The sequence below is a fragment of the Streptomyces seoulensis genome (assembly GCF_004328625.1).
Classification (GTDB): domain Bacteria; phylum Actinomycetota; class Actinomycetes; order Streptomycetales; family Streptomycetaceae; genus Streptomyces; species Streptomyces seoulensis.
On the sequence record NZ_CP032229.1, the window covers coordinates 2,204,580 to 2,221,905 of the forward strand.

The 17,326-nt window shown below is 72.4% G+C and carries 16 protein-coding genes and 1 tRNA gene; 10 read left to right on the forward strand and 7 right to left on the reverse strand.

The window, feature by feature from the left end; translation table 11 throughout:
* Positions 1–269 precede the first annotated feature (269 nt).
* The 4 genes from D0Z67_RS10285 (at position 270) to D0Z67_RS10300 (ending at position 2,860) form a co-directional block, all read left to right on the forward strand.
* A complete protein-coding gene (locus tag D0Z67_RS10285) occupies positions 270–1,484 on the forward strand; it encodes a GlxA family transcriptional regulator (RefSeq protein WP_131589634.1) in 1,215 nt (404 codons plus the stop codon).
* Between the two features lie 109 nt (positions 1,485–1,593).
* Complete coding sequence (orn, locus tag D0Z67_RS10290) at positions 1,594–2,196, forward strand: oligoribonuclease (protein ID WP_037775476.1); 603 nt, start codon at positions 1,594–1,596, stop codon at positions 2,194–2,196.
* 96 nt (positions 2,197–2,292) lie between these two features.
* Positions 2,293–2,365: transfer RNA gene (locus tag D0Z67_RS10295), tRNA-His, on the forward strand.
* A gap of 87 nt (positions 2,366–2,452) precedes the next feature.
* Positions 2,453–2,860, forward strand: a complete 408-nt coding sequence (locus D0Z67_RS10300; RefSeq protein ID WP_031182431.1) for a hypothetical protein — start codon at positions 2,453–2,455, stop codon at positions 2,858–2,860.
* A 240-nt stretch (positions 2,861–3,100) separates the two neighbouring features.
* Here D0Z67_RS10300 and D0Z67_RS10310 read toward each other — a convergent pair whose 3' ends face one another.
* Positions 3,101–4,159 (reverse strand): LacI family DNA-binding transcriptional regulator, encoded by a 1,059-nt coding sequence (locus D0Z67_RS10310; RefSeq protein WP_131589635.1) that lies wholly within the window; start codon positions 4,157–4,159, stop codon positions 3,101–3,103.
* 298 nt (positions 4,160–4,457) lie between these two features.
* Here D0Z67_RS10310 and D0Z67_RS10315 point away from each other — a divergent pair, with 298 nt between their 5' ends.
* The 4 genes from D0Z67_RS10315 to D0Z67_RS10330 all read left to right on the forward strand — a co-directional run bounded on the left by D0Z67_RS10315 (position 4,458) and on the right by D0Z67_RS10330 (position 9,239).
* The gene (locus D0Z67_RS10315) at positions 4,458–5,780 is read left to right on the forward strand and encodes an ABC transporter substrate-binding protein (protein ID WP_031182433.1); all 1,323 of its coding nucleotides are present in this window, start codon (positions 4,458–4,460) and stop codon (positions 5,778–5,780) included.
* Positions 5,777–6,808 (forward strand): carbohydrate ABC transporter permease, encoded by a 1,032-nt coding sequence (locus D0Z67_RS10320; RefSeq protein ID WP_031182434.1) that lies wholly within the window; start codon positions 5,777–5,779, stop codon positions 6,806–6,808. Before D0Z67_RS10315 ends, D0Z67_RS10320 begins: the two co-directional genes overlap by 4 nt.
* On the forward strand, positions 6,795–7,679 hold the full coding sequence (locus tag D0Z67_RS10325) for a carbohydrate ABC transporter permease (RefSeq protein ID WP_031182435.1): 885 nt from the start codon (positions 6,795–6,797) through the stop codon (positions 7,677–7,679). The genes D0Z67_RS10320 and D0Z67_RS10325 overlap by 14 nt, the downstream gene beginning before the upstream one ends.
* Positions 7,680–7,787: 108 nt before the next feature.
* Positions 7,788–9,239 (forward strand): GH1 family beta-glucosidase, encoded by a 1,452-nt coding sequence (locus D0Z67_RS10330; RefSeq protein ID WP_031182436.1) that lies wholly within the window; start codon positions 7,788–7,790, stop codon positions 9,237–9,239.
* Between the two features lie 62 nt (positions 9,240–9,301).
* On the opposite strand, the gene D0Z67_RS10335 is transcribed toward D0Z67_RS10330, so the two are convergent.
* From D0Z67_RS10335 to D0Z67_RS10345, 3 genes are all read right to left on the reverse strand, one after another.
* A complete protein-coding gene (locus tag D0Z67_RS10335; protein WP_031182437.1) occupies positions 9,302–10,741 on the reverse strand; it encodes a glycoside hydrolase family 18 protein in 1,440 nt (479 codons plus the stop codon).
* Between the two features lie 148 nt (positions 10,742–10,889).
* The gene (locus D0Z67_RS10340; RefSeq protein ID WP_031182438.1) at positions 10,890–12,266 is read right to left on the reverse strand and encodes a sensor histidine kinase; all 1,377 of its coding nucleotides are present in this window, start codon (positions 12,264–12,266) and stop codon (positions 10,890–10,892) included.
* Positions 12,263–12,967 (reverse strand): response regulator transcription factor, encoded by a 705-nt coding sequence (locus D0Z67_RS10345; RefSeq protein WP_031182439.1) that lies wholly within the window; start codon positions 12,965–12,967, stop codon positions 12,263–12,265. Before D0Z67_RS10345 ends, D0Z67_RS10340 begins: the two co-directional genes overlap by 4 nt.
* 138 nt (positions 12,968–13,105) lie before the next feature.
* Between D0Z67_RS10345 and D0Z67_RS10350 the strand changes: the two genes are divergently transcribed.
* On the forward strand, positions 13,106–13,630 hold the full coding sequence (locus tag D0Z67_RS10350) for a hypothetical protein (RefSeq protein WP_031182440.1): 525 nt from the start codon (positions 13,106–13,108) through the stop codon (positions 13,628–13,630).
* A gap of 18 nt (positions 13,631–13,648) precedes the next feature.
* Here D0Z67_RS10350 and D0Z67_RS10355 read toward each other — a convergent pair whose 3' ends face one another.
* Both D0Z67_RS10355 and D0Z67_RS10360 read right to left on the reverse strand, forming a co-directional pair.
* A complete protein-coding gene (locus D0Z67_RS10355) occupies positions 13,649–14,515 on the reverse strand; it encodes a spermidine synthase (RefSeq protein WP_031182441.1) in 867 nt (288 codons plus the stop codon).
* Between the two features lie 41 nt (positions 14,516–14,556).
* Positions 14,557–14,964, reverse strand: a complete 408-nt coding sequence (locus D0Z67_RS10360; protein WP_051887886.1) for a hypothetical protein — start codon at positions 14,962–14,964, stop codon at positions 14,557–14,559.
* A 264-nt stretch (positions 14,965–15,228) separates the two neighbouring features.
* On the opposite strand from D0Z67_RS10360, the gene D0Z67_RS10365 reads away from it, so the two are divergent.
* Positions 15,229–16,635, forward strand: a complete 1,407-nt coding sequence (locus D0Z67_RS10365) for an NsdA family TPR-like regulatory protein (protein ID WP_031182443.1) — start codon at positions 15,229–15,231, stop codon at positions 16,633–16,635.
* A 6-nt stretch (positions 16,636–16,641) separates the two neighbouring features.
* Here D0Z67_RS10365 and D0Z67_RS10370 read toward each other — a convergent pair whose 3' ends face one another.
* Positions 16,642–17,238 (reverse strand): histidine phosphatase family protein, encoded by a 597-nt coding sequence (locus tag D0Z67_RS10370; RefSeq protein WP_031182444.1) that lies wholly within the window; start codon positions 17,236–17,238, stop codon positions 16,642–16,644.
* Between the last annotated feature and the right edge of the window lie 88 nt (positions 17,239–17,326).

The following is a 17,326-nucleotide window of genomic DNA, read 5'->3' on the forward strand; positions in this document are numbered from 1 at the left end:
TCGCACCCTATGCGGTTTGGCCACCCCGCCCAGGCGTACTTCCCTGCACGCCCCGCGAGTGCAACCCTTCGTGATCGAATGCTTCACGCCAAGTTGTCATGTCGACAATGCACCGCGTGTGGAACTGGCCACCGGCAGACCACGGGAGCCAGTAGATTCGATCTTGATGTCTTACGGCGGGGGACTCGTGCAGGACCGAGGGGAAACGTGCAGGAGCGACAGACCCGAAGCGTAAAGGGAGCCGCGACCACCGAGGGGGGCTTAGCAGTATGAGCCACGACTCCACCGCCGCGCCGGACGCCACCGTCCGCAAACTCGCCGGGCGACGCCGCAAGGAGATCGTCGCGGTGCTGCTGTTCAGCGGCGGCCCCATCTTCGAGAGTTCCATACCGCTTTCGGTGTTCGGGATTGACCGCCAGGACGCCGGAGTGCCGCGCTACCGACTGCTGGTGTGTGCCGGCGAGGACGGCCCGCTGCGGACCACGGGGGGACTGGAACTCACCGCGCCGCATGGCCTGGAGGCGATCTCCCGCGCGGGCACGGTCGTCGTACCGGCCTGGCGCTCGATCACCTCGCCGCCACCGGAGGAGGCGCTCGACGCGCTGCGCCGGGCGCACGAGGAGGGGGCCCGCATCGTCGGCCTGTGCACCGGGGCGTTCGTCCTGGCCGCGGCCGGCCTGCTGGACGGCCGCCCGGCCACCACCCACTGGATGTACGCGCCGACGCTGGCCAAGCGCTATCCGTCGGTGCACGTCGATCCGCGTGAGCTGTTCGTCGACGACGGCGACGTGCTCACCTCGGCCGGTACGGCGGCCGGGATCGACCTGTGTCTGCACATCGTGCGGACGGACCACGGCAACGAGGCCGCCGGTGCGCTGGCCCGCCGCCTGGTGGTTCCGCCCCGCCGCAGCGGCGGTCAGGAGCGCTACCTCGACAGGTCTTTACCCGAGGAGATCGGCGCCGACCCGCTGGCCGAGGTCGTCGCCTGGGCGCTGGAACACCTCCACGAGCAGTTCGACGTGGAGACGCTGGCGGCACGCGCCTACATGAGCCGCCGTACGTTCGACCGCAGGTTCCGCTCGCTCACCGGCAGCGCGCCGCTGCAGTGGCTGATCACCCAGCGGGTGCTGCAGGCGCAGCGGCTGCTGGAGACGTCCGACTACTCGGTGGACGAGGTCGCCGGGCGCTGCGGGTTCCGCTCGCCGGTCGCGCTGCGCGGGCACTTCCGCCGCCAGCTCGGCTCGTCGCCCGCGACGTACCGGGCCGCGTACCGGGCGCGCAGGCCGCAGGGTGAGCAGCGGCCGGCCGAGCAGGAGCTCGCGCAGCACGGGATGCCGCAGGGTCCTTCGGGTCTGCCGGGCCACGGCCCGGTGGCGGTGCCGTCGGTGCTGCACCCGGACCGGGACGGCGGGGTGCCGCTGCAGAGCCGCCGGCACACGGCGGGCGCGGTGAGTCTGCTGCCGGGGCCGCGCGGCAGCGGCTGAGGATCGTCACGGTCGCGAGGGGGTGTGGGAGGGCTCGGCCTTCCCACACCCCCTCCGCCGTGCGTACGCGCGGGTCCAGGTGCCCGTGGGTCCCCTTAAGGTGAGACACATGAACGATCGCATGGTGTGGATCGACTGCGAGATGACCGGCCTCTCGCTGTCCGACGACGCGCTCATCGAGGTGGCCGCCCTCGTCACCGACTCCGAGCTGAACGTGCTCGGCGAGGGGGTGGACATCGTCATCCGCCCGCCGGACGCCGCGCTGGAGACGATGCCGGAGGTGGTGCGCCAGATGCACACCGCGTCCGGGCTGCTGGAGGAGCTGGCCGGGGGTACGACGCTGGCCGACGCCGAGGAGCAGGTGCTCGCGTACATCCGTGAGCACGTCAAGGAGCCGGGCAAGGCCCCGTTGTGCGGCAACTCCGTCGGCACCGACCGCGGCTTCCTGCTGCGCGACATGGCGACGCTGGAGTCCTACCTCCACTACCGGATCGTGGACGTCTCCTCGATCAAGGAGCTGGCCCGGCGCTGGTACCCGCGCGCGTACTTCAACAGCCCGGAGAAGAACGGCAACCACCGCGCGCTGGCCGACATCCGCGAGTCCATCGCCGAGCTGCGCTACTACCGCGAAGCGGTCTTCGTCCCCCAGCCCGGCCCGGACTCCGACACCGCGAAGTCCATCGCCGCGAAGTACGTCCTCCCGCCCGCGTGACCCCCCACCCGGAAACGTGTGCGCGAGCACCCCTCAAGACCCTGTAGACTTCTTCTCGGCCGGTCGGGGAAACGACAACTTCCACCGCCGGTCGTGGTGGGTGTAGCTCAGCTGGTAGAGCACCTGGTTGTGGTCCAGGAAGTCGCGGGTTCAAGTCCCGTCACTCACCCTGAACGACTTTGGGGCCGATCCGTTTCGACGGACCGGCCCCAAAGTCGTTGCCGCGCCACTGCCTCCCCCTGCCATCCTGCGTGTCATGTCCGCACGAAACCGCCACCTGCCTCCCGGCTACTCCTGGCCGCTGACCTCGACCGACCTCACCGAGTCGCTGGGCCCGCTGATGACCCACGTCACGGAGGTACGGTTCCTCACGGGGCGGGACGCCGGCACCATCGTCCTCGGCGTGGCCTGGGTGCCCCCGCGCTCGTCCAATGACGACCGCGGCACCGACCCGGACTCGGTCGGCTTCCGCATGGACGTCCCCATGATCCCCACCCCGGCCCGCGCCCCCACGCGCGCCGTCCTCCGGACGCGGGCCCTCCCCCAGCTCCACACCTGGATGACCCAGGCCCTCACCGCCGGCGAGACCTGGCACCTCGCTCCCCACGACCACCTGTGGCGCCTGACCGACGGACACCTCACCCACCGGGACGAGACCCCTTAGGGCGTGTCCGGAAAGTGGCGCCGTCTGCCCGGAGGGCAGGGCTCGCGGCGTCTGGTGCGTGCGCTCGCAAGGCGGAGGGTCGTCCTCGTACCGGGCGTACGAGGACGATCCCGACAACGCCGCTGGGGGTCCCCCCTGCTCGCAGAGCTTGGGGGAACGTGCCAGGCGTCGCGAGCCAGGCGGGACTTTCCGGACACGGCCTAGGGCCGCGGCGGACGGGGCACGTGTCACCCGGCGGCTCTACGAAGACTCCCGCCCCACCAGCTCCGTAGCCAGCACCGCATGCCGCCTCTCCAGCCCCCGTGTCCCCGCCGGACGGCGGTCCGCGATCTCGGTCAGGAGGAGGTCGATCATCGCGCGGCCCATTTCCTCTATGGGCTGGCGGACGCTGGTCAGGGGTGGGTCCATGTGGCGGGCGATGGCGGAGTCGTCGTAGCCGACGAGGGCGACGTCGGACGGGATGCGGCGGCCGGCTTCGCGGAGGGAGTGGCGGGCGCCGGCCGCGGTGACGTCGGAGGCGGCGAAGACGGCGTCGAGGTCGGGGCGGCGGGAGAGCAGGGCGGACATGGCGCGGCGGCCGCCCTCCTCGGTGAAGTCGCCCGGCTCGATGAGGAGTTCGTCCACCTCAAGGCCCGCGTCCCGCAGCGCGTCGCGGTAGCCGTCGACGCGGCGCTGGGCGCCGTAGACGTCGGGGCGGCCGGTGATGTGGGCGACCCGGCGGCGGCCGCGGGCGAGGAGGTGCTCGACGGCGGAGCGGCCGCCGCCGTAGTTGTCGGAGTCGACCGAGGTGAGCGTCTCCCCCGCCGACCGGGGGCCGCTGATCACGGCCGGGATCTCCAGCCGGTCCAGCAGGTCCGGCAGCGGGTCGTCGGCGTGCGTGGAGACCAGGAGGACCCCGTCGACCCGGTGGGCGGAGAGATAGTCCGCGAGCCGTTGCCGCTTGCGGTCGCTGCCCGCGAAGATCAGCAGCAACTGCCACTCGGTGTCGGCCAGTTCCGCCCCCACCCCGCGCAGCATGTCGGAGAAGTACGGCTCGGCGAAGAAGCGCGTCTCCGGCTCGGGCACGACCAGCGCGATGGAGTCGGTGCGGTTGGCCGCCAGCGCGCGGGCCGCGGTGTTGGGGACGTACCCGAGTTCCGCGACCGCCGCCTGCACGGCCGCGCGGGTGGCGTCGCTGACCCTCGGGGAGCCGTTGATCACGCGGGAGACCGTGCCCCGGCCCACGCCGGCCCGGACGGCCACCTCCTCCAGCGTCGGCCGCCCGCCGCCCCGGCCGCCCCGCACTCCGTGGCTCGTCATGGCCTCCGCCTCTCTCCGCGTACTGGTCCAACAGTGGCCCAAGCCGTCCGCACCAAAACCCGTGGCCGGTTAACAGCCCTATAACTGAACCGTGTTGGCCGTGCGCACTCCCTTGACACCCCGTCCCGAACGGACGACTCTTCAACCCATCACATGTGGGAGCGCTCCCACACTACCTGACACCTACACAACCCGCACGTTCCCCGCCCGAGCCGCAGCGAGTACGAACGGGCCCAGATCCACGCGATTTCCATGCAGTTGGCCGGGGGGTCGGCACGTCAGGCAACAGGAGGACGCAATGCGTACGAGCATCCGCAGGTCTCGCGGAACGGTGGCCATGGTGGCCGCGGCCGCGCTGGCCACGGGCATGCTGGCGGGCTGCGCCAGCGACTCGGACGACGGCTCGTCGGATTCGGGCAACGGCGACGGCAAGGGCAACATCACGCTGACGGTCGGCACCTTCGGGGTCTTCGGCTACAAGCAGGCCGGTCTGTACGACGAGTACATGAAGCTGCACCCGGACATCAACATCAAGGAGAACGTCACCACTCGTACAGACGTGTACTGGCCGAAGGTGCTCACGCGCCTCCAGGCCGGTTCGGGCGCCGACGACATCCAGGCCATCGAGGTCGGCAACATCACGGAGGCCGTGCAGACGCAGGCCGCCAAGTTCGTCGACATCGGCAAGGACGTCGACAAGTCCCAGTGGCTGGACTGGAAGCTGGCCCAGGCCACCACCCAGGACGGCAAGACGATCGGCCTCGGCACCGACATCGGTCCGATGGCGGTCTGCTACCGCAAGGACCTCTTCGCCAAGGCCGGTCTGCCCACCGACCGCGCCAAGCTCGCCGAGCAGTGGAAGGGCGACTGGTCCAAGTACGTCGACCTCGGCAAGCAGTACATGAAGAAGTCGCCCAAGGGCACCAAGTACGTCGACTCGGCGGCCTCGGTGTACAACGCCTCCCTGGGCGGCTCCACCGAGCGCAACTACGACAAGGACGGCAAGGTCGTCTGGGACAAGTCCCAGGGTGTGAAGGACGCCTGGGACGACGCGATGACCGTGGCGACCAGCAACATGTCGGCCAAGCTGAAGCAGTTCGACCCCACCTGGGACAAGGGCTTCGCCAACGGCTCCTTCGCCACCGTGGCCTGCCCCGCCTGGATGCTCGGCTACATCGGCGAGAAGGCCGGCGACTCGGGCAAGGGCAAGTGGGACGTGGCGGCGGCGCCGACCGCGTCCAACTGGGGCGGCTCCTTCCTCGGCGTGCCGACGGAGAGCAAGCACCAGAAGGAGGCCGTCGCGCTGGCCAAGTGGCTGACCGCGCCGGAGCAGCAGGCCAAGGTCTTCGCCAAGCAGGCCAGCTTCCCCTCCACCCCGTCGGCGTACGCGGGCCTGAAGCCGCAGGCGGACACCACCGCGTACTTCTCCGACGCGCCGCTGACCCAGATCTTCTCCGACGCGGCGAAGACCATCCCGGCCCAGCCGCTGGGCCCGAAGGACAAGCCGATCGACACCGCGATCAGTGACATCGGCATCCTCCAGGTCGAGCAGAAGGGCAAGTCCCCGGCCCAGGGCTGGGACGCCGCGTCCAAGGAGATCAAGGACGTGCTCGGCCAGTGACCTCCAAAGAGGCTCTCGCGCATCCCGCGTCGAGCGCCGAGACCGCGCCCGGCATCCCGCCGGGCGCGGTCCGGGGCGCTCGGGGTCGCGGTGCGCCGGACGGCGCCCCCTCCTGGCGCAGCCGGCTGTACCGCTGGGACACGAAGGCGTCGCCGTACGCGTTCGTGACCCCCTTCTTCGTGCTGTTCGGTGTGTTCACACTCGTTCCGCTGCTGTACACGGTCTGGTACTCGCTGCACGACGTGCAGCTGTCCGCGCTCGACCACCAGAGCTGGACGGGCCTGGCCAACTACAAGAACCTGCTGTCCTCGGACTTCTTCTGGAACGCGCTGCGGAACACCTTCACCATCGGTGTGATCTCGACCGTCCCGCAGCTGATGGCCGCGCTCTGGCTGGCCCACATGCTCAACTACAAGCTGCGCGGCTCGACCGTGTGGCGCGTGGTGATGCTGACCCCGTACGCCACCTCGGTGGCGGCGGCGACGCTGGTGTTCACGCTGCTGTACTCGTGGGACGGCGGCATGGTGAACTGGATTCTGCACTTCTTCGGTGTTGACCCGGTCAACTGGCGTGAATCGGACTGGGGATCGCAGTTCGCGGTGTCGAGCATCGTGATCTGGCGCTGGACCGGCTACAACGCGCTGATCTACCTGGCCGCCATGCAGGCCATCCCGGCGGACCTGTACGAGTCCGCCGCGCTCGACGGCGCCAACCGGCGCCAGCAGTTCTGGCACGTGACGATCCCGCAGCTGCGGCCGACCGTGCTGTTCACGATCGTCGTCTCGACCATCGGCGCCACCCAGCTCTTCGGTGAACCCCTGCTGTTCGGCGGGGTCAGCGGGACCAAGGGCGGCTCGGAGCACCAGTACCAGACGCTCGGGCTCTACATGTACGACCAGGGCTGGATCATCGGCAACCTCGGCAAGGCGTCCGCGATCGCGTGGACGATGTTCCTGGTCATGCTGATCATCGCCGCGGTCAACCTGCTGCTGACCCGCTGGCTGAGGAGGTCCGATGACCGCGGCTGACCTCGTTCTTCCCGAGGCGCGCTCCGGTCGGCGCCGGGCCACGAAGGCGGGCAAGCAGTTGCACGCCGGCCCGGTGACGTATGTGGCGCTGACCGTGTTCGCGCTGGTCTCGCTGGCACCGCTGGTGTGGACGGCGATCGCGGCCTCGCGCACCGACCGGCGGCTCGCCCAGGCCCCGCCGCCGCTGTGGTTCGGCGGCAACCTGTTCAAGAACCTCGAGACCGCCTGGGACCAGGCCGGGCTCGGCACCGCGATGCTCAACTCGGTGATCGTGGCGGGCGCGATCACGGTCAGTACGGTGGTCTTCTCCACCCTGGCCGGCTTCGCCTTCGCCAAGCTGCGGTTCCGGTTCTCGGGGCTGCTGTTGCTGCTGACCATCGGCACGATGATGATCCCGCCGCAGCTCGCCGTCGTCCCGCTGTACCTGTGGATGAGCGACCTCGGCTGGTCCAACCAGCTCCAGACGGTGATCCTGCCGAGCCTGGTGACCGCGTTCGGCACGTTCTTCATGCGGCAGTACCTGGTGCAGGCGCTGCCCACCGAGCTGATCGAGGCGGCGCGGGTGGACGGGGCGAGCAGCCTGCGGGTCGTCTGGCACGTGGTGTTCCCGGCGGCGCGGCCCGCGATGGCGGTGCTCGGCCTGCTCACCTTCGTGTTCGCCTGGAACGACTTCCTGTGGCCGATCATCGCCCTGAACCAGCAGAACCCGACCGTGCAGGTGGCCCTGAACGCCCTCGGCACCGGGTATGTACCGGACCAGGCGGTCATCATGGCGGGCGCACTGCTCGGCACCCTGCCGCTGCTGATCGCCTTCCTGCTGTTCGGCAAGCAGATCGTGGGCGGCATCATGCAGGGCGCGATCAAGGGCTGAGCCGTCCCGGCAAAGGGGCCGGGACACCGACGACCCGGCCCCTCCCCCATTCCTCAGGTTTCCCCGAGTCTTCCCGACGTCATCCCGAATCTCGATGGGAGCGCTTCCATGCCCGACCCCTCCTCCACGGTCTCCCCCGTGGCCCCCGAGGTCACCTTCCCGCCGGCCTTCCTCTGGGGGGCGGCGACCTCCGCGTACCAGATCGAGGGGGCGGTGCGCGAGGGCGGCCGTACGCCCTCGATCTGGGACACCTTCAGTCATACGCCCGGCAAGACCGCGGGCGGTGAGACCGGTGACGTGGCCGTCGACCACTACCACCGCTACCGCGACGACGTGGCCCTCATGGCGGACCTCGGGCTCGGCGCGTACCGCTTCTCCGTGTCCTGGTCGCGGGTGCAGCCGACCGGGCGGGGTCCGGCGGTGCAGATCGGGCTGGACTTCTACCGGCGGCTGGTGGACGAGCTGCTGGAGAACGGCATCAAGCCCGCCGTCACCCTCTACCACTGGGACCTCCCGCAGGAGCTGGAGGACGCGGGCGGCTGGCCGGAGCGGGACACCGCGCACCGGTTCGCCGAGTACGCGCACCTCGTCGGCGAGGCGCTGGGCGACCGGGTGGAGAACTGGATCACCCTCAACGAGCCCTGGTGCAGCGCCTTCCTGGGCTACGGCTCCGGGGTGCACGCCCCCGGCCGGACCGACCCGGTGGCCTCGCTGAAGGCGGCCCACCATCTCAACCTGGCCCACGGGCTGGGCGCTTCGGCGCTGCGCGCGGCGATGCCGGCCCGCAACCAGATCGCGGTCAGCCTCAACTCGGCCGTCGTGCGCCCGGTTTCGCAGGACCCGGCGGACCTGGCGGCGGCCCGGCGCATCGACGACCTGGCCAACGGGGTCTTCCACGGCCCGATGCTGCACGGCGCCTATCCCGAGTCCCTGCTCACCGCGACGGCCCCGCTCACCGACTGGTCCTTCGTGCTGGACGGCGACCTCGCCACCAGCAAGGCCCCGCTGGACGCGCTGGGCCTGAACTACTACACCCCGGCGCTGGTCTCGGCGGTCACCGACAAGGTCAGCGGCCCGCGCGCCGACGGCCACGGCGCGAGCGAGCACTCCCCCTGGCCCGGCGCCGACGACGTGCTCTTCCACCAGAGCCCCGGCGAGCGCACCGAGATGGGCTGGACCGTCGACCCGACCGGCCTGTACGACCTGCTGATGCGCTACACCCGCGAGGCCCCCGGACTCCCGCTGTACGTCACGGAGAACGGCGCCGCCTACGACGACAAGCCGGACGCGGACGGCCGGGTGCACGACCCCGAGCGCGTCGCCTACCTGCACGCCCACCTCTCGGCGGTCCGCCACGCCCTGCGCGACGGCGCCGATGTACGCGGGTACTACCTGTGGTCCCTGATGGACAACTTCGAGTGGTCCTACGGCTACGAGAAGCGGTTCGGCGCGGTCTACGTGGACTACGCGACGCAGCAGCGGACCCCGAAGTCCAGCGCCCTCTGGTACGGCGAGGCGGCCCGCACCGGGACGCTGCCCTCAGTGGAGTCGGCGGGCTGAGCAGCGCACATGGGTGAGGCCCGGCGGTCTTCCCGGCCGCCGGGCCCCACTTTCGTCCGCGCCTAGTTGAACGCGGCGAACGCCTTGGCGAAGGCGAACTTGTCCTGCGTGATCGAGCTGCACGTGGCGTCGGCGGTGGGCTTGGTGCCGCCGTCGCACTGCTTGTCACGGGTGCCGGACCACATGGACAGCGAGCCGATGCCCTTGGACTTGGCGAAGTCCACCAGCTGGCTCGCGTCGTCGACCTTGAAGATCTCGGTGGACACGTCGTTGACACCGATCATCGGGGTGACGCCGACCGTCTTCCAGGCGTCGTCCTCGGAGAGCGCGAGGACGCCCTTGATCTGGGCCTGGGTGGCGGTCGCGGCCTGGATCGCGTAGTCGCCCATGTCGCCGCTGTACGCGGGGCCGTAGTCCATCGCCATGATGTTGACGCCGTCGACGTGGACGCCGTTGGCCTTGGCGTCGGCCAGCAGGTTCACGCCGTCCTGGGTGAGGCCCTCGGGCATCACCGGGAGGGTGTAGGAGACGTCCAGGCCGGGGTGGGCGGCCTGGAGCTTGGCGATGGCCTGGGCGCGCTTGGTGTTGGCTGCGGTGTTGGGCAGCGCGCCGCCCTCGACGTCGAAGTCGACCTTGGTCAGCTTGAAGGCGTCCACCGCCTTGCCGTACGCGGCGGCCAGGGCGTCGGCGGAGGAGCAGGTGGTGGCCAGCTCCGAGCCGGAGGCGCCGCCGAAGGAGACCCTGACGTCACCGCCCTTGGCGCGCAGGTCGCCGATCTGGGCGGCCACACCGTCGGCGGTCAGGTCGCTCACCCCGCCCCACTTGGGGGTGCAGCCGCCGCCGTCGGTGACGAAGGCCAGGTTGAAGTTCTTCACGCCGGTGGCGTCGGCGGTGCCCAGCAGGTCGAAGGCCGGGTAGAGCGAGGTGTCGACGTACGGGGCGAACCCGGCCGCCGCCTTGGTGCCGTTGCCCGCGCTCTTGGTGGGGACCGGCGTCTCCGGCCGGCTCGGGGTGCTCTGGGTGGGCGCCGGGGTCTCGGGCTCGGTGGGGCGGCCGCTCGGCTCGGGGGTGGCAGCGGGGTCGGCGGCGCACTCGGAGCCGTCGATGCGACAGCCGGTGGGGTCGCCCGCGCCGTCCACGACGAAGCCGACGGTGACCGACTTGCCGGCGGCCAGCCCGTCGGTGTCCCACTTGGCGGCCTTCACGGTGACGTGCTGCCCGCTCACGCTGGACTCGGCGTTCCACAGCGAGCCGAGCTTGGAGCCGGCCGGGAGGTCGAACTCCAGGCTCCAGTCCTTCTTGGCCGCTCCGGTGTCGTTGGTGACGACGTACTGGGCGCTGTACCCGGTCGACCACTCGCTGGTCTTGATGTACGCGGCGCCGACCCCGGCGGCGTGCGCGACCCCGGTCACCAGGACCGCGCCGCCACCGGCCACGGCCGCCGCGACCACGCCGCCTATCGCCTTGTTCCTGCCACTGATCCTGCGCCGGTGCGTGCTCATTGGCGTGCCTGTCCTTCGTGCGGGGGTGGGGGGTGGTGGCAGCACGCTATCGATGCGGAATCCGGCAATCGGCTTATCCGGGACGGTGGTTGAAAGGCTTAGGGTGCGCTTAAGGAAGGCATCGGGACCGGTTAAAGATCGCGTCCGGTCAGCGGGCCGACACGGGTTTGCGCCGCCTGCGTACAGTGCCCCGGTGGCCGCGTCCGGCGGGCTTGCGGGCGTCGAGCTGGAGCCAGATCCGCACCTCGGTGCCGCCGAGCACGGAGGAGCCGATGCGGACGTCGCCGCCCGTGGACTCGGCGAGACGGCGCACGATGTCCAGGCCGAGCCCGGTCGAGCCCGCCGCGCCGGAACCCCGGCCCCGGGCCATCGCCGCGCGCGGGTCGGGTATGCCGGGCCCCGCGTCGGAGACCAGCACGATCACCGCGTCCTCGGCGTGGTGGACGTCGACCGCGAAGGCGGTGCCCTCGGCGGTGTGCCGGAAGACATTGCCCAGCAGGGCGTCCAGGGCGGCGGCCAGGTCGGCGCGGGCCACCGGCACCCGTACCGGCCGCTCGGCACCGGCCACCCGCCACTTGCGGCCCTCGTCCTCGGCGAGCGCGGACCAGAACTCCATGCGCCCGCGCACCACTTCGGCCACGTCACAGCCCGCGCCCGGCCCGGCGGCCGCCGTCTGCGGCTTGGCCTCGCGGGCGGTACGGATGATCGCGTCGACCTCGCCCTCCAGCTGGGCCACGGCGGCGCGGGTCTGTTCGGCGGCGGCGCCGGCGCCCAGCGAGGCGGCGTTCAGCCGGAGCACGGTGAGCGGGGTGCGCAGCCGGTGCGAGAGGTCGGCGGCCAGTTCCCGCTCGTTGGCGAGGAGCGCGACGACCTGATCGGCCATGGAGTTGAACGCGACGGCGGCGAGCCGCAGTTCGGTCGGCCCCTCCTCGGGGACCCGGGCGCCGAGCTGCCCCTCGCCCAGTTCGTGCGCGCCCTCCACCAGCCGCCGGGCCGGGCGCACCATGCGCACCCCGAGCCGGTCGGCGACCGCGACGGAACCGGCGATCAGCGCGAGCCCCACGGCGGCGAGCACCGCCCAGGCCGTGCCCACCCCGTTGCTCATCGCGGCCTCGGGCACCCACACCTCGACCACCGCGATGGCGCCGGAGCCGAGCGCGACCGGCTGGAGAAGCGCGGAGCCACCGGTGACCTCGGCGGTGGACGCGCGGCCCATCCGGCGCACCGCCTCGATGTCCCGCCCCGCGGCCCTGCCCCGGCCCAGGTCGAGCGCGCCCCGGCCGCCGTCGGCGGGCAGGTGCACGGACATCCCGGAGTCGGCCCCGGCCGCCGCGACCACCCGCTCCAGCTCGTCCCGGTCGGTGGTGATGGAGAGCGCGGGCGCCACGGCGGCGGCCTCGCGCTCGGCGCCGGCGAAGGCGCGGTCGCGGGCCATCTCCTTGACGACCAGGCCGAGCGGGACGGCGAAGGCGACGACGACCATGGTGGTCACCGCCAGGCAGACCTTGACCAGGGCCCATCTCATCGGGGCTCTCCCACCACGGGCGGCTCCAGCTTGACCCCGACCCCGCGCAGGGTGTGCAGATAGCGGGGGCGGGCGGCCGTCTCGCCCAGCTTGCGCCGGAGCCAGGACAGATGGACGTCGATGGTCTGGTCGTCCCCGTAGGACTGCTGCCAGACCTCGGCGAGCAGCTCCTTGCGCGGGACGACCACGCCGGGGCGGCCGGCGAGGAAGGCGAGCAGGTCGAACTCGCGCCGCGTCAGGTCGAGCCGGGCACCGTCCAACTCGGCCTGGCGGCGCAGCGGGTCGACGGTGAGGCCGCCGACCCGGATCACCGGGGAGGGCGGTGCCTCGGCGGCGCCGGAGCGGGAGCGGCGCAGTACGGCGGCGATGCGGGCGGAGAGGTGCTCGACCGAGAAGGGCTTGGTCAGGTAGTCGTCCGCCCCGGCGTTGAGCAGCCGGACGATCTCCGTCTCGTCGTCCCGCGCGGTGGCGATGATGACGGGCACGTCGGTGATGCCGCGCAGCATCTTCAGCGCCTCGGAGCCGTCCAGGTCGGGCAGTCCGAGGTCGAGGATGACCACGTCGAACCGGAGATGGGCGACCTCGCGCAGCGCCTCCAGCGCGGTGCCGACGCTGCGCACCACGTGGGCGGCGTCGGTGAGATGCCGGATCAGCGCCGAGCGGACGAACTGATCGTCCTCGACCACGAGCACACTTGCCATGCGCCGCACCGTACGCCATGCGGACCTGCGAAGTATTGGCCTGTGGACAACTCCCTGTGGACAACTCCCCGCGGACGACACCGGTGGACAACTGGGGCCGCCTGCGCGGCGGATGGCGGCTGAGGCAGTATGGCCCCGATGCGCAGAGGACTCGTACACGTACTGGCGTGGCTGCTGGCCACCGCGGCGGCCACCACGCTGTCCTGGTGGGGCGTGCGCACGGTGATGGCGGGCACGGCGTACGACCCCCCGCGCGCCGTGCCGATCACCGCGGCCGAGGCGGCGGCGCACGCCTCCACCGCGACGCCGACGCCCCCCTCGCCCACGCCGACCCGCACCCCCCGCCGCACCTCACCGCCCCCGTCCCCCGTCCCGACCCGCACCGCGCCCTCGGCCACCCCGGCCCCGACTCCCCCGGCGCCGCCCGCCACCACCCCGGCCGGCGACGTCAAGGCGTACGACACCGGCGGCGGCCGGGCGGTGTTCGACCTGGGCCCGGCGAGCGCGACCCTGGTCTCCGCGACCCCGGGCACCGGCTGGTCGATGCAGGTGTGGAAGACGGAGACCTGGATTCGCGTGGAGTTCAGCCGCAGCACCGACCGCGTGACGGTCTTCTGCGACTGGCACGACGGGCCACCGCATGTGGACGTGCAGACGTACTAGCAGACGTACTAGGGGAGTTCAGCGGAACACGGACGGCGGCGGGGCCGGTGAGGCGACTGCCGAGGTGTCTGTCACCGGGGTCGCGCCGCCGGTGAAGTCCACGAGTTTCGCGCCGTGTTCGAGGCGGGCCGGGTGGGGGTCGGAGGCGGCCCTGCGGGTGAGTTCGGCGAGCGGGAGCGGGGTGTCGGAGGCGACCAGGATCGCGTTGCCGAAGCGCTTGCCGCGCAGTATCGCCGGGTCGGCGATCAGGGCGAGTTCGGGGAAGCGGGCCGCCGCCGTGGCGATCTGGGCGCGCAGGTGGGCGAGCGGGGGCCCGTCGGCGAGGTTGGCGGTGTAGACGCCGCCGGGGCGCAGGGCGCGGCGGACCCCGTCGAGGAACTCGGTGGACGTCAGGTGGGCCGGGGTGCGGGCGCCGCTGAAGACGTCGGCGACGATCAGGTCGGCCCAGCCGTCCGGCACCTTGGCGAGCCCCTCGCGGGCGTCGGCCGAGCGCACCCGTATCCGGGCGCCGGGGTCGAGCGGGAGTTCGCGGCGCACCAGTTGGACCAGGGCCGCGTCGCGCTCCACCACCTGCTGGGTCGAGCGGGGCCGGGTCGCGGCGGTGTAGCGGGCCAGGGTCAGCGCGCCGCCGCCGAGATGCACGGCCCGCACCGGCCTGCCGGGCGGCGCGGCCAGGTCGATGACATGGCCGATGCGGCGCTGGTACTCGAAGGACAGGTGCGCCGCGTCGTCCAGGTCGACGTGCGACTGAGGGGCGCCGTCGATCAGCAGCGACCAGGCCCGCGCCCGGTCCGGGTCGGGTATGAGTTCCGCGAGGCCGCCCTCGACGGCCTCCACCACGGCTTCGGCGACCGCCCTGCGCCGGTTGTCCCTGGACCTGCCCATCGGACCATTCTCGCAGGCGGCGCGGGCACCCGCCGCACGGGTCAGCGGCAGCTGTCGGCGGCCTCGATCAGCCGGGCCGCCTCGCCGAGCGCCCGGCGCAGGGTGGCCGGGTCGGTGGCGAGGTCGGCCTCGCCGGGCGGCAGCAGCCAGTCGGAGCCCTGCACGGGCGGCTCGGGGTTCAGCCGGAGGCCGCGCCCGGAGGTACGCGTGCAGGTGCTGCCCGGCACGTCCCAGTCGCCGGCCGTGCCGGGCGGGACGAGGAAACCGAGGGTGTCGCGGCCGTCGTCGTGCAGCACCAGGCCCACGCCCTCGGCGGCCTCGCGGCGCAGGATGTCGACGGCCTCCAGGCCCTGCCGGGTGGGCACCGTGACCAGATCGCACGCCGCGTCGCCGGGCGGTCGCGCCCACGGCGCCACCAGCCACGGATCGATGTTCGGACGGGTCTCCATGCCGGCCTCCAGCACGCTGCCTGTTGCGGTCCGTGAGGTACAACGCGGGACGGCGTCAAGGGCTACGGCACAAGTGCGCCGCAAAGGATGGCAGTTCATGGCGGATCGCGGATGAGATATCCGTTTTGTAGCCAAACACTGCGTGTCGGTCCGGACACAGCCTGTACGTTCTTGCCCCGCCGGACCCACCGTGTCACACGGGCGACCATGCCCGTGCAAGGCCCGTTCCGGCATGGTTCGACGGTTCGCACGAGAGGACCGGCCATGGCGTCGTCAACCGATACCCCGGCGCAGCCCGACCGGCCGCCCCGCCCCAACACCGCCTTCCGGCAGGTGCGCGGCCGCCGTTCCCCCGCCGAGTTCGCCGCCCTGGTACGGCGTGCGGCGCGGGAGATCGGCGAGCGGGTGAGCTGCGACGCGCGGTACGTCGGGAGAGTCGAGGCGGGTGAGATCCGCTGTCCCAACTACGCGTACGAGCGGGTGTTCCTGCACATGTTCCCCGGCCGCACCCTCACCGACCTCGGCTTCGCGCCGCGCTCGGCCGTGCGTGGGCGCGGCGCGCGCCCGTCCGCCCCACCGGGCGCGCTCCCGGTGGCCGCGTACGAGCATCCTTACGACCCCCTGAACCACGAATCCCTGAACCACGAGGAGAGCGACGTGCTGCGTCGCGCATTCATGACCGGTACGGGTGCCACGGTGGCGGCCGCCGCCACGCTGGGCCCGCTGGGCATCGCCACGGGTGCCTCGGCCGCCGCGCGGCGGCCGGGCGCCTCGGAGGCGGCCGCCGTCGAGGAGGCGGTCCGGAACATCCGGCTGCTGGACGACAAGCACGGCGCGGACGGCCTGTACCGGCGCGCGGCGGAGCCGCTGCGCGCCGCGTACGCCCTGCTGGACGCGGGCGCGACCCGGCAGACCACCGCCGAGCGGCTGCACGCGGGCGCCGGTGAACTCGCCATCTCGGTGGGCTGGCTGGCCCACGACTCGGGCCGCTTCGACGACGCCCGCTCGCACTACGCGGAGGCGCTGGCCACCGCCCGGATGACCGGGGACCCGGGGCTGGAGGCGCACGCGTTCTGCAACACCGCCTTCCTCGCGCGGGACGCCGGGCGCCCCCGCGAGGCGGTGCGCGCCGCGCAGGCCGCGCAGCGGGCCGCCCGCCCGCTGGGCTCGTCCCGGCTGATGTCCCTGCTGGCGCTGCGCGAGGCCGGCGGCTGGGCGGGGCTCGCCGACCGCACCGGCTGCGAGCAGGCCCTCGTCCGGGCGCAGGCGCTGTTCGGGCGCGGCAGGTCCGAGGCCGACCCGGAGTGGATGAGCTTCTACGGCGAGGCCGAGCTGGCCGGTCTGGAGGCGCAGTGCTGGTCGACGCTGGGCGACTGGCGCCGGGCGACCCGGCACGCCCGCCGCGCGGCCCGGCTCCAGGACCCGCACTTCTCCCGCAACATCGCCCTGTACACCGCCGAACTCGCCGACGACCTGGCGCGCGACGGCCACCCCGACGAGGCGGCCACCGCCGGGCTGCGGGTGCTGGACCTGCTCGCCCAGGTGCAGTCCTCGCGCATCCACACCATGCTGGCGGGCACCGCGCGCGTCCTGCTCCCGCACCGCCGCGCCACCGGGGTGGCGGACTTCCTGGACCGGCACGCCTCGCTGCCGCGCCCCCGGCGGGGGTAGCGGCGCTCAGCCAGCCAGGTGCCCCGTCTCGTTCCAGCTCTCGATCGCCGGCTCGCCGTAGGCCCAGCCGAGGGTGGAGAGGGAGGTGGGGTTGAGGCGCAGGCGGGCCGCGAAGTCGATGGGGAGGCCGAGCCAGCGGGCGCCGATGGAGCGCAGGATGTGGCCGTGGGCGAAGATCAGGACGTCGCGGTCGGCGGAGCGGGCCCACCGGACGACCTCGTCCGCGCGGGCGGTGACCTCCGCGAGCGTCTCGCCCTCGGGGACCCCGTCGCGCCAGATCAGCCAGCCGGGCCGGGCGTCCTGGATCTCGGCCGGGGTCATGCCCTCGTAGGCGCCGTAGTCCCACTCCATGAGGGTGTCCCACACCTCGGCGCGGTCCCCGAACCCGGCCAGCTCGCAGGTCTCGTGCGCGCGGACCAGCGGGCTGGTGCGCACCTCCACGTCCGCGAACCCGGCCTGCGGGGTCTGCCGCAGCCGCTCGCCGAGCAGCTTGGCCCCGCGCCGGCCCTCCTCCAGGAGCGGCACGTCGGTCCTGCCCGTGTGCTTGCCGGACAGCGACCAGGCCGTCTGTCCGTGCCGGGCCAGCAGGATGCGCGGTGCCATGGGGGACCTTTCCGGAAAGAGGGACGCCGTGTGGGCGCCGGGGAAACCCGTTCGCCGGGTCCTTCCATGATGGCGCACCCTGGGCGCG

What these genes read in the sequence shown, in the direction of transcription:
- D0Z67_RS10325 (WP_031182435.1), top strand. Translation starts at nt 6,795, where the DNA reads ATGACCGCGGCTGACCTCGTTCTTCCCGAGGCGCGCTCCGGTCGGCGC.
- D0Z67_RS10285 (WP_131589634.1), top strand. Translation starts at nt 270, where the DNA reads ATGAGCCACGACTCCACCGCCGCGCCGGACGCCACCGTCCGCAAACTC.
- D0Z67_RS10335 (WP_031182437.1), bottom strand. Translation starts at nt 10,741, where the DNA reads ATGAGCACGCACCGGCGCAGGATCAGTGGCAGGAACAAGGCGATAGGC.
- D0Z67_RS10360 (WP_051887886.1), bottom strand. Translation starts at nt 14,964, where the DNA reads ATGGAGACCCGTCCGAACATCGATCCGTGGCTGGTGGCGCCGTGGGCG.
- D0Z67_RS10340 (WP_031182438.1), bottom strand. Translation starts at nt 12,266, where the DNA reads ATGAGATGGGCCCTGGTCAAGGTCTGCCTGGCGGTGACCACCATGGTC.
- D0Z67_RS10365 (WP_031182443.1), top strand. Translation starts at nt 15,229, where the DNA reads ATGGCGTCGTCAACCGATACCCCGGCGCAGCCCGACCGGCCGCCCCGC.
- D0Z67_RS10355 (WP_031182441.1), bottom strand. Translation starts at nt 14,515, where the DNA reads ATGGGCAGGTCCAGGGACAACCGGCGCAGGGCGGTCGCCGAAGCCGTG.
- D0Z67_RS10310 (WP_131589635.1), bottom strand. Translation starts at nt 4,159, where the DNA reads ATGACGAGCCACGGAGTGCGGGGCGGCCGGGGCGGCGGGCGGCCGACG.
- D0Z67_RS10315 (WP_031182433.1), top strand. Translation starts at nt 4,458, where the DNA reads ATGCGTACGAGCATCCGCAGGTCTCGCGGAACGGTGGCCATGGTGGCC.
- D0Z67_RS10345 (WP_031182439.1), bottom strand. Translation starts at nt 12,967, where the DNA reads ATGGCAAGTGTGCTCGTGGTCGAGGACGATCAGTTCGTCCGCTCGGCG.
- D0Z67_RS10330 (WP_031182436.1), top strand. Translation starts at nt 7,788, where the DNA reads ATGCCCGACCCCTCCTCCACGGTCTCCCCCGTGGCCCCCGAGGTCACC.
- D0Z67_RS10350 (WP_031182440.1), top strand. Translation starts at nt 13,106, where the DNA reads ATGCGCAGAGGACTCGTACACGTACTGGCGTGGCTGCTGGCCACCGCG.
- D0Z67_RS10300 (WP_031182431.1), top strand. Translation starts at nt 2,453, where the DNA reads ATGTCCGCACGAAACCGCCACCTGCCTCCCGGCTACTCCTGGCCGCTG.
- orn (WP_037775476.1), top strand. Translation starts at nt 1,594, where the DNA reads ATGAACGATCGCATGGTGTGGATCGACTGCGAGATGACCGGCCTCTCG.
- D0Z67_RS10370 (WP_031182444.1), bottom strand. Translation starts at nt 17,238, where the DNA reads ATGGCACCGCGCATCCTGCTGGCCCGGCACGGACAGACGGCCTGGTCG.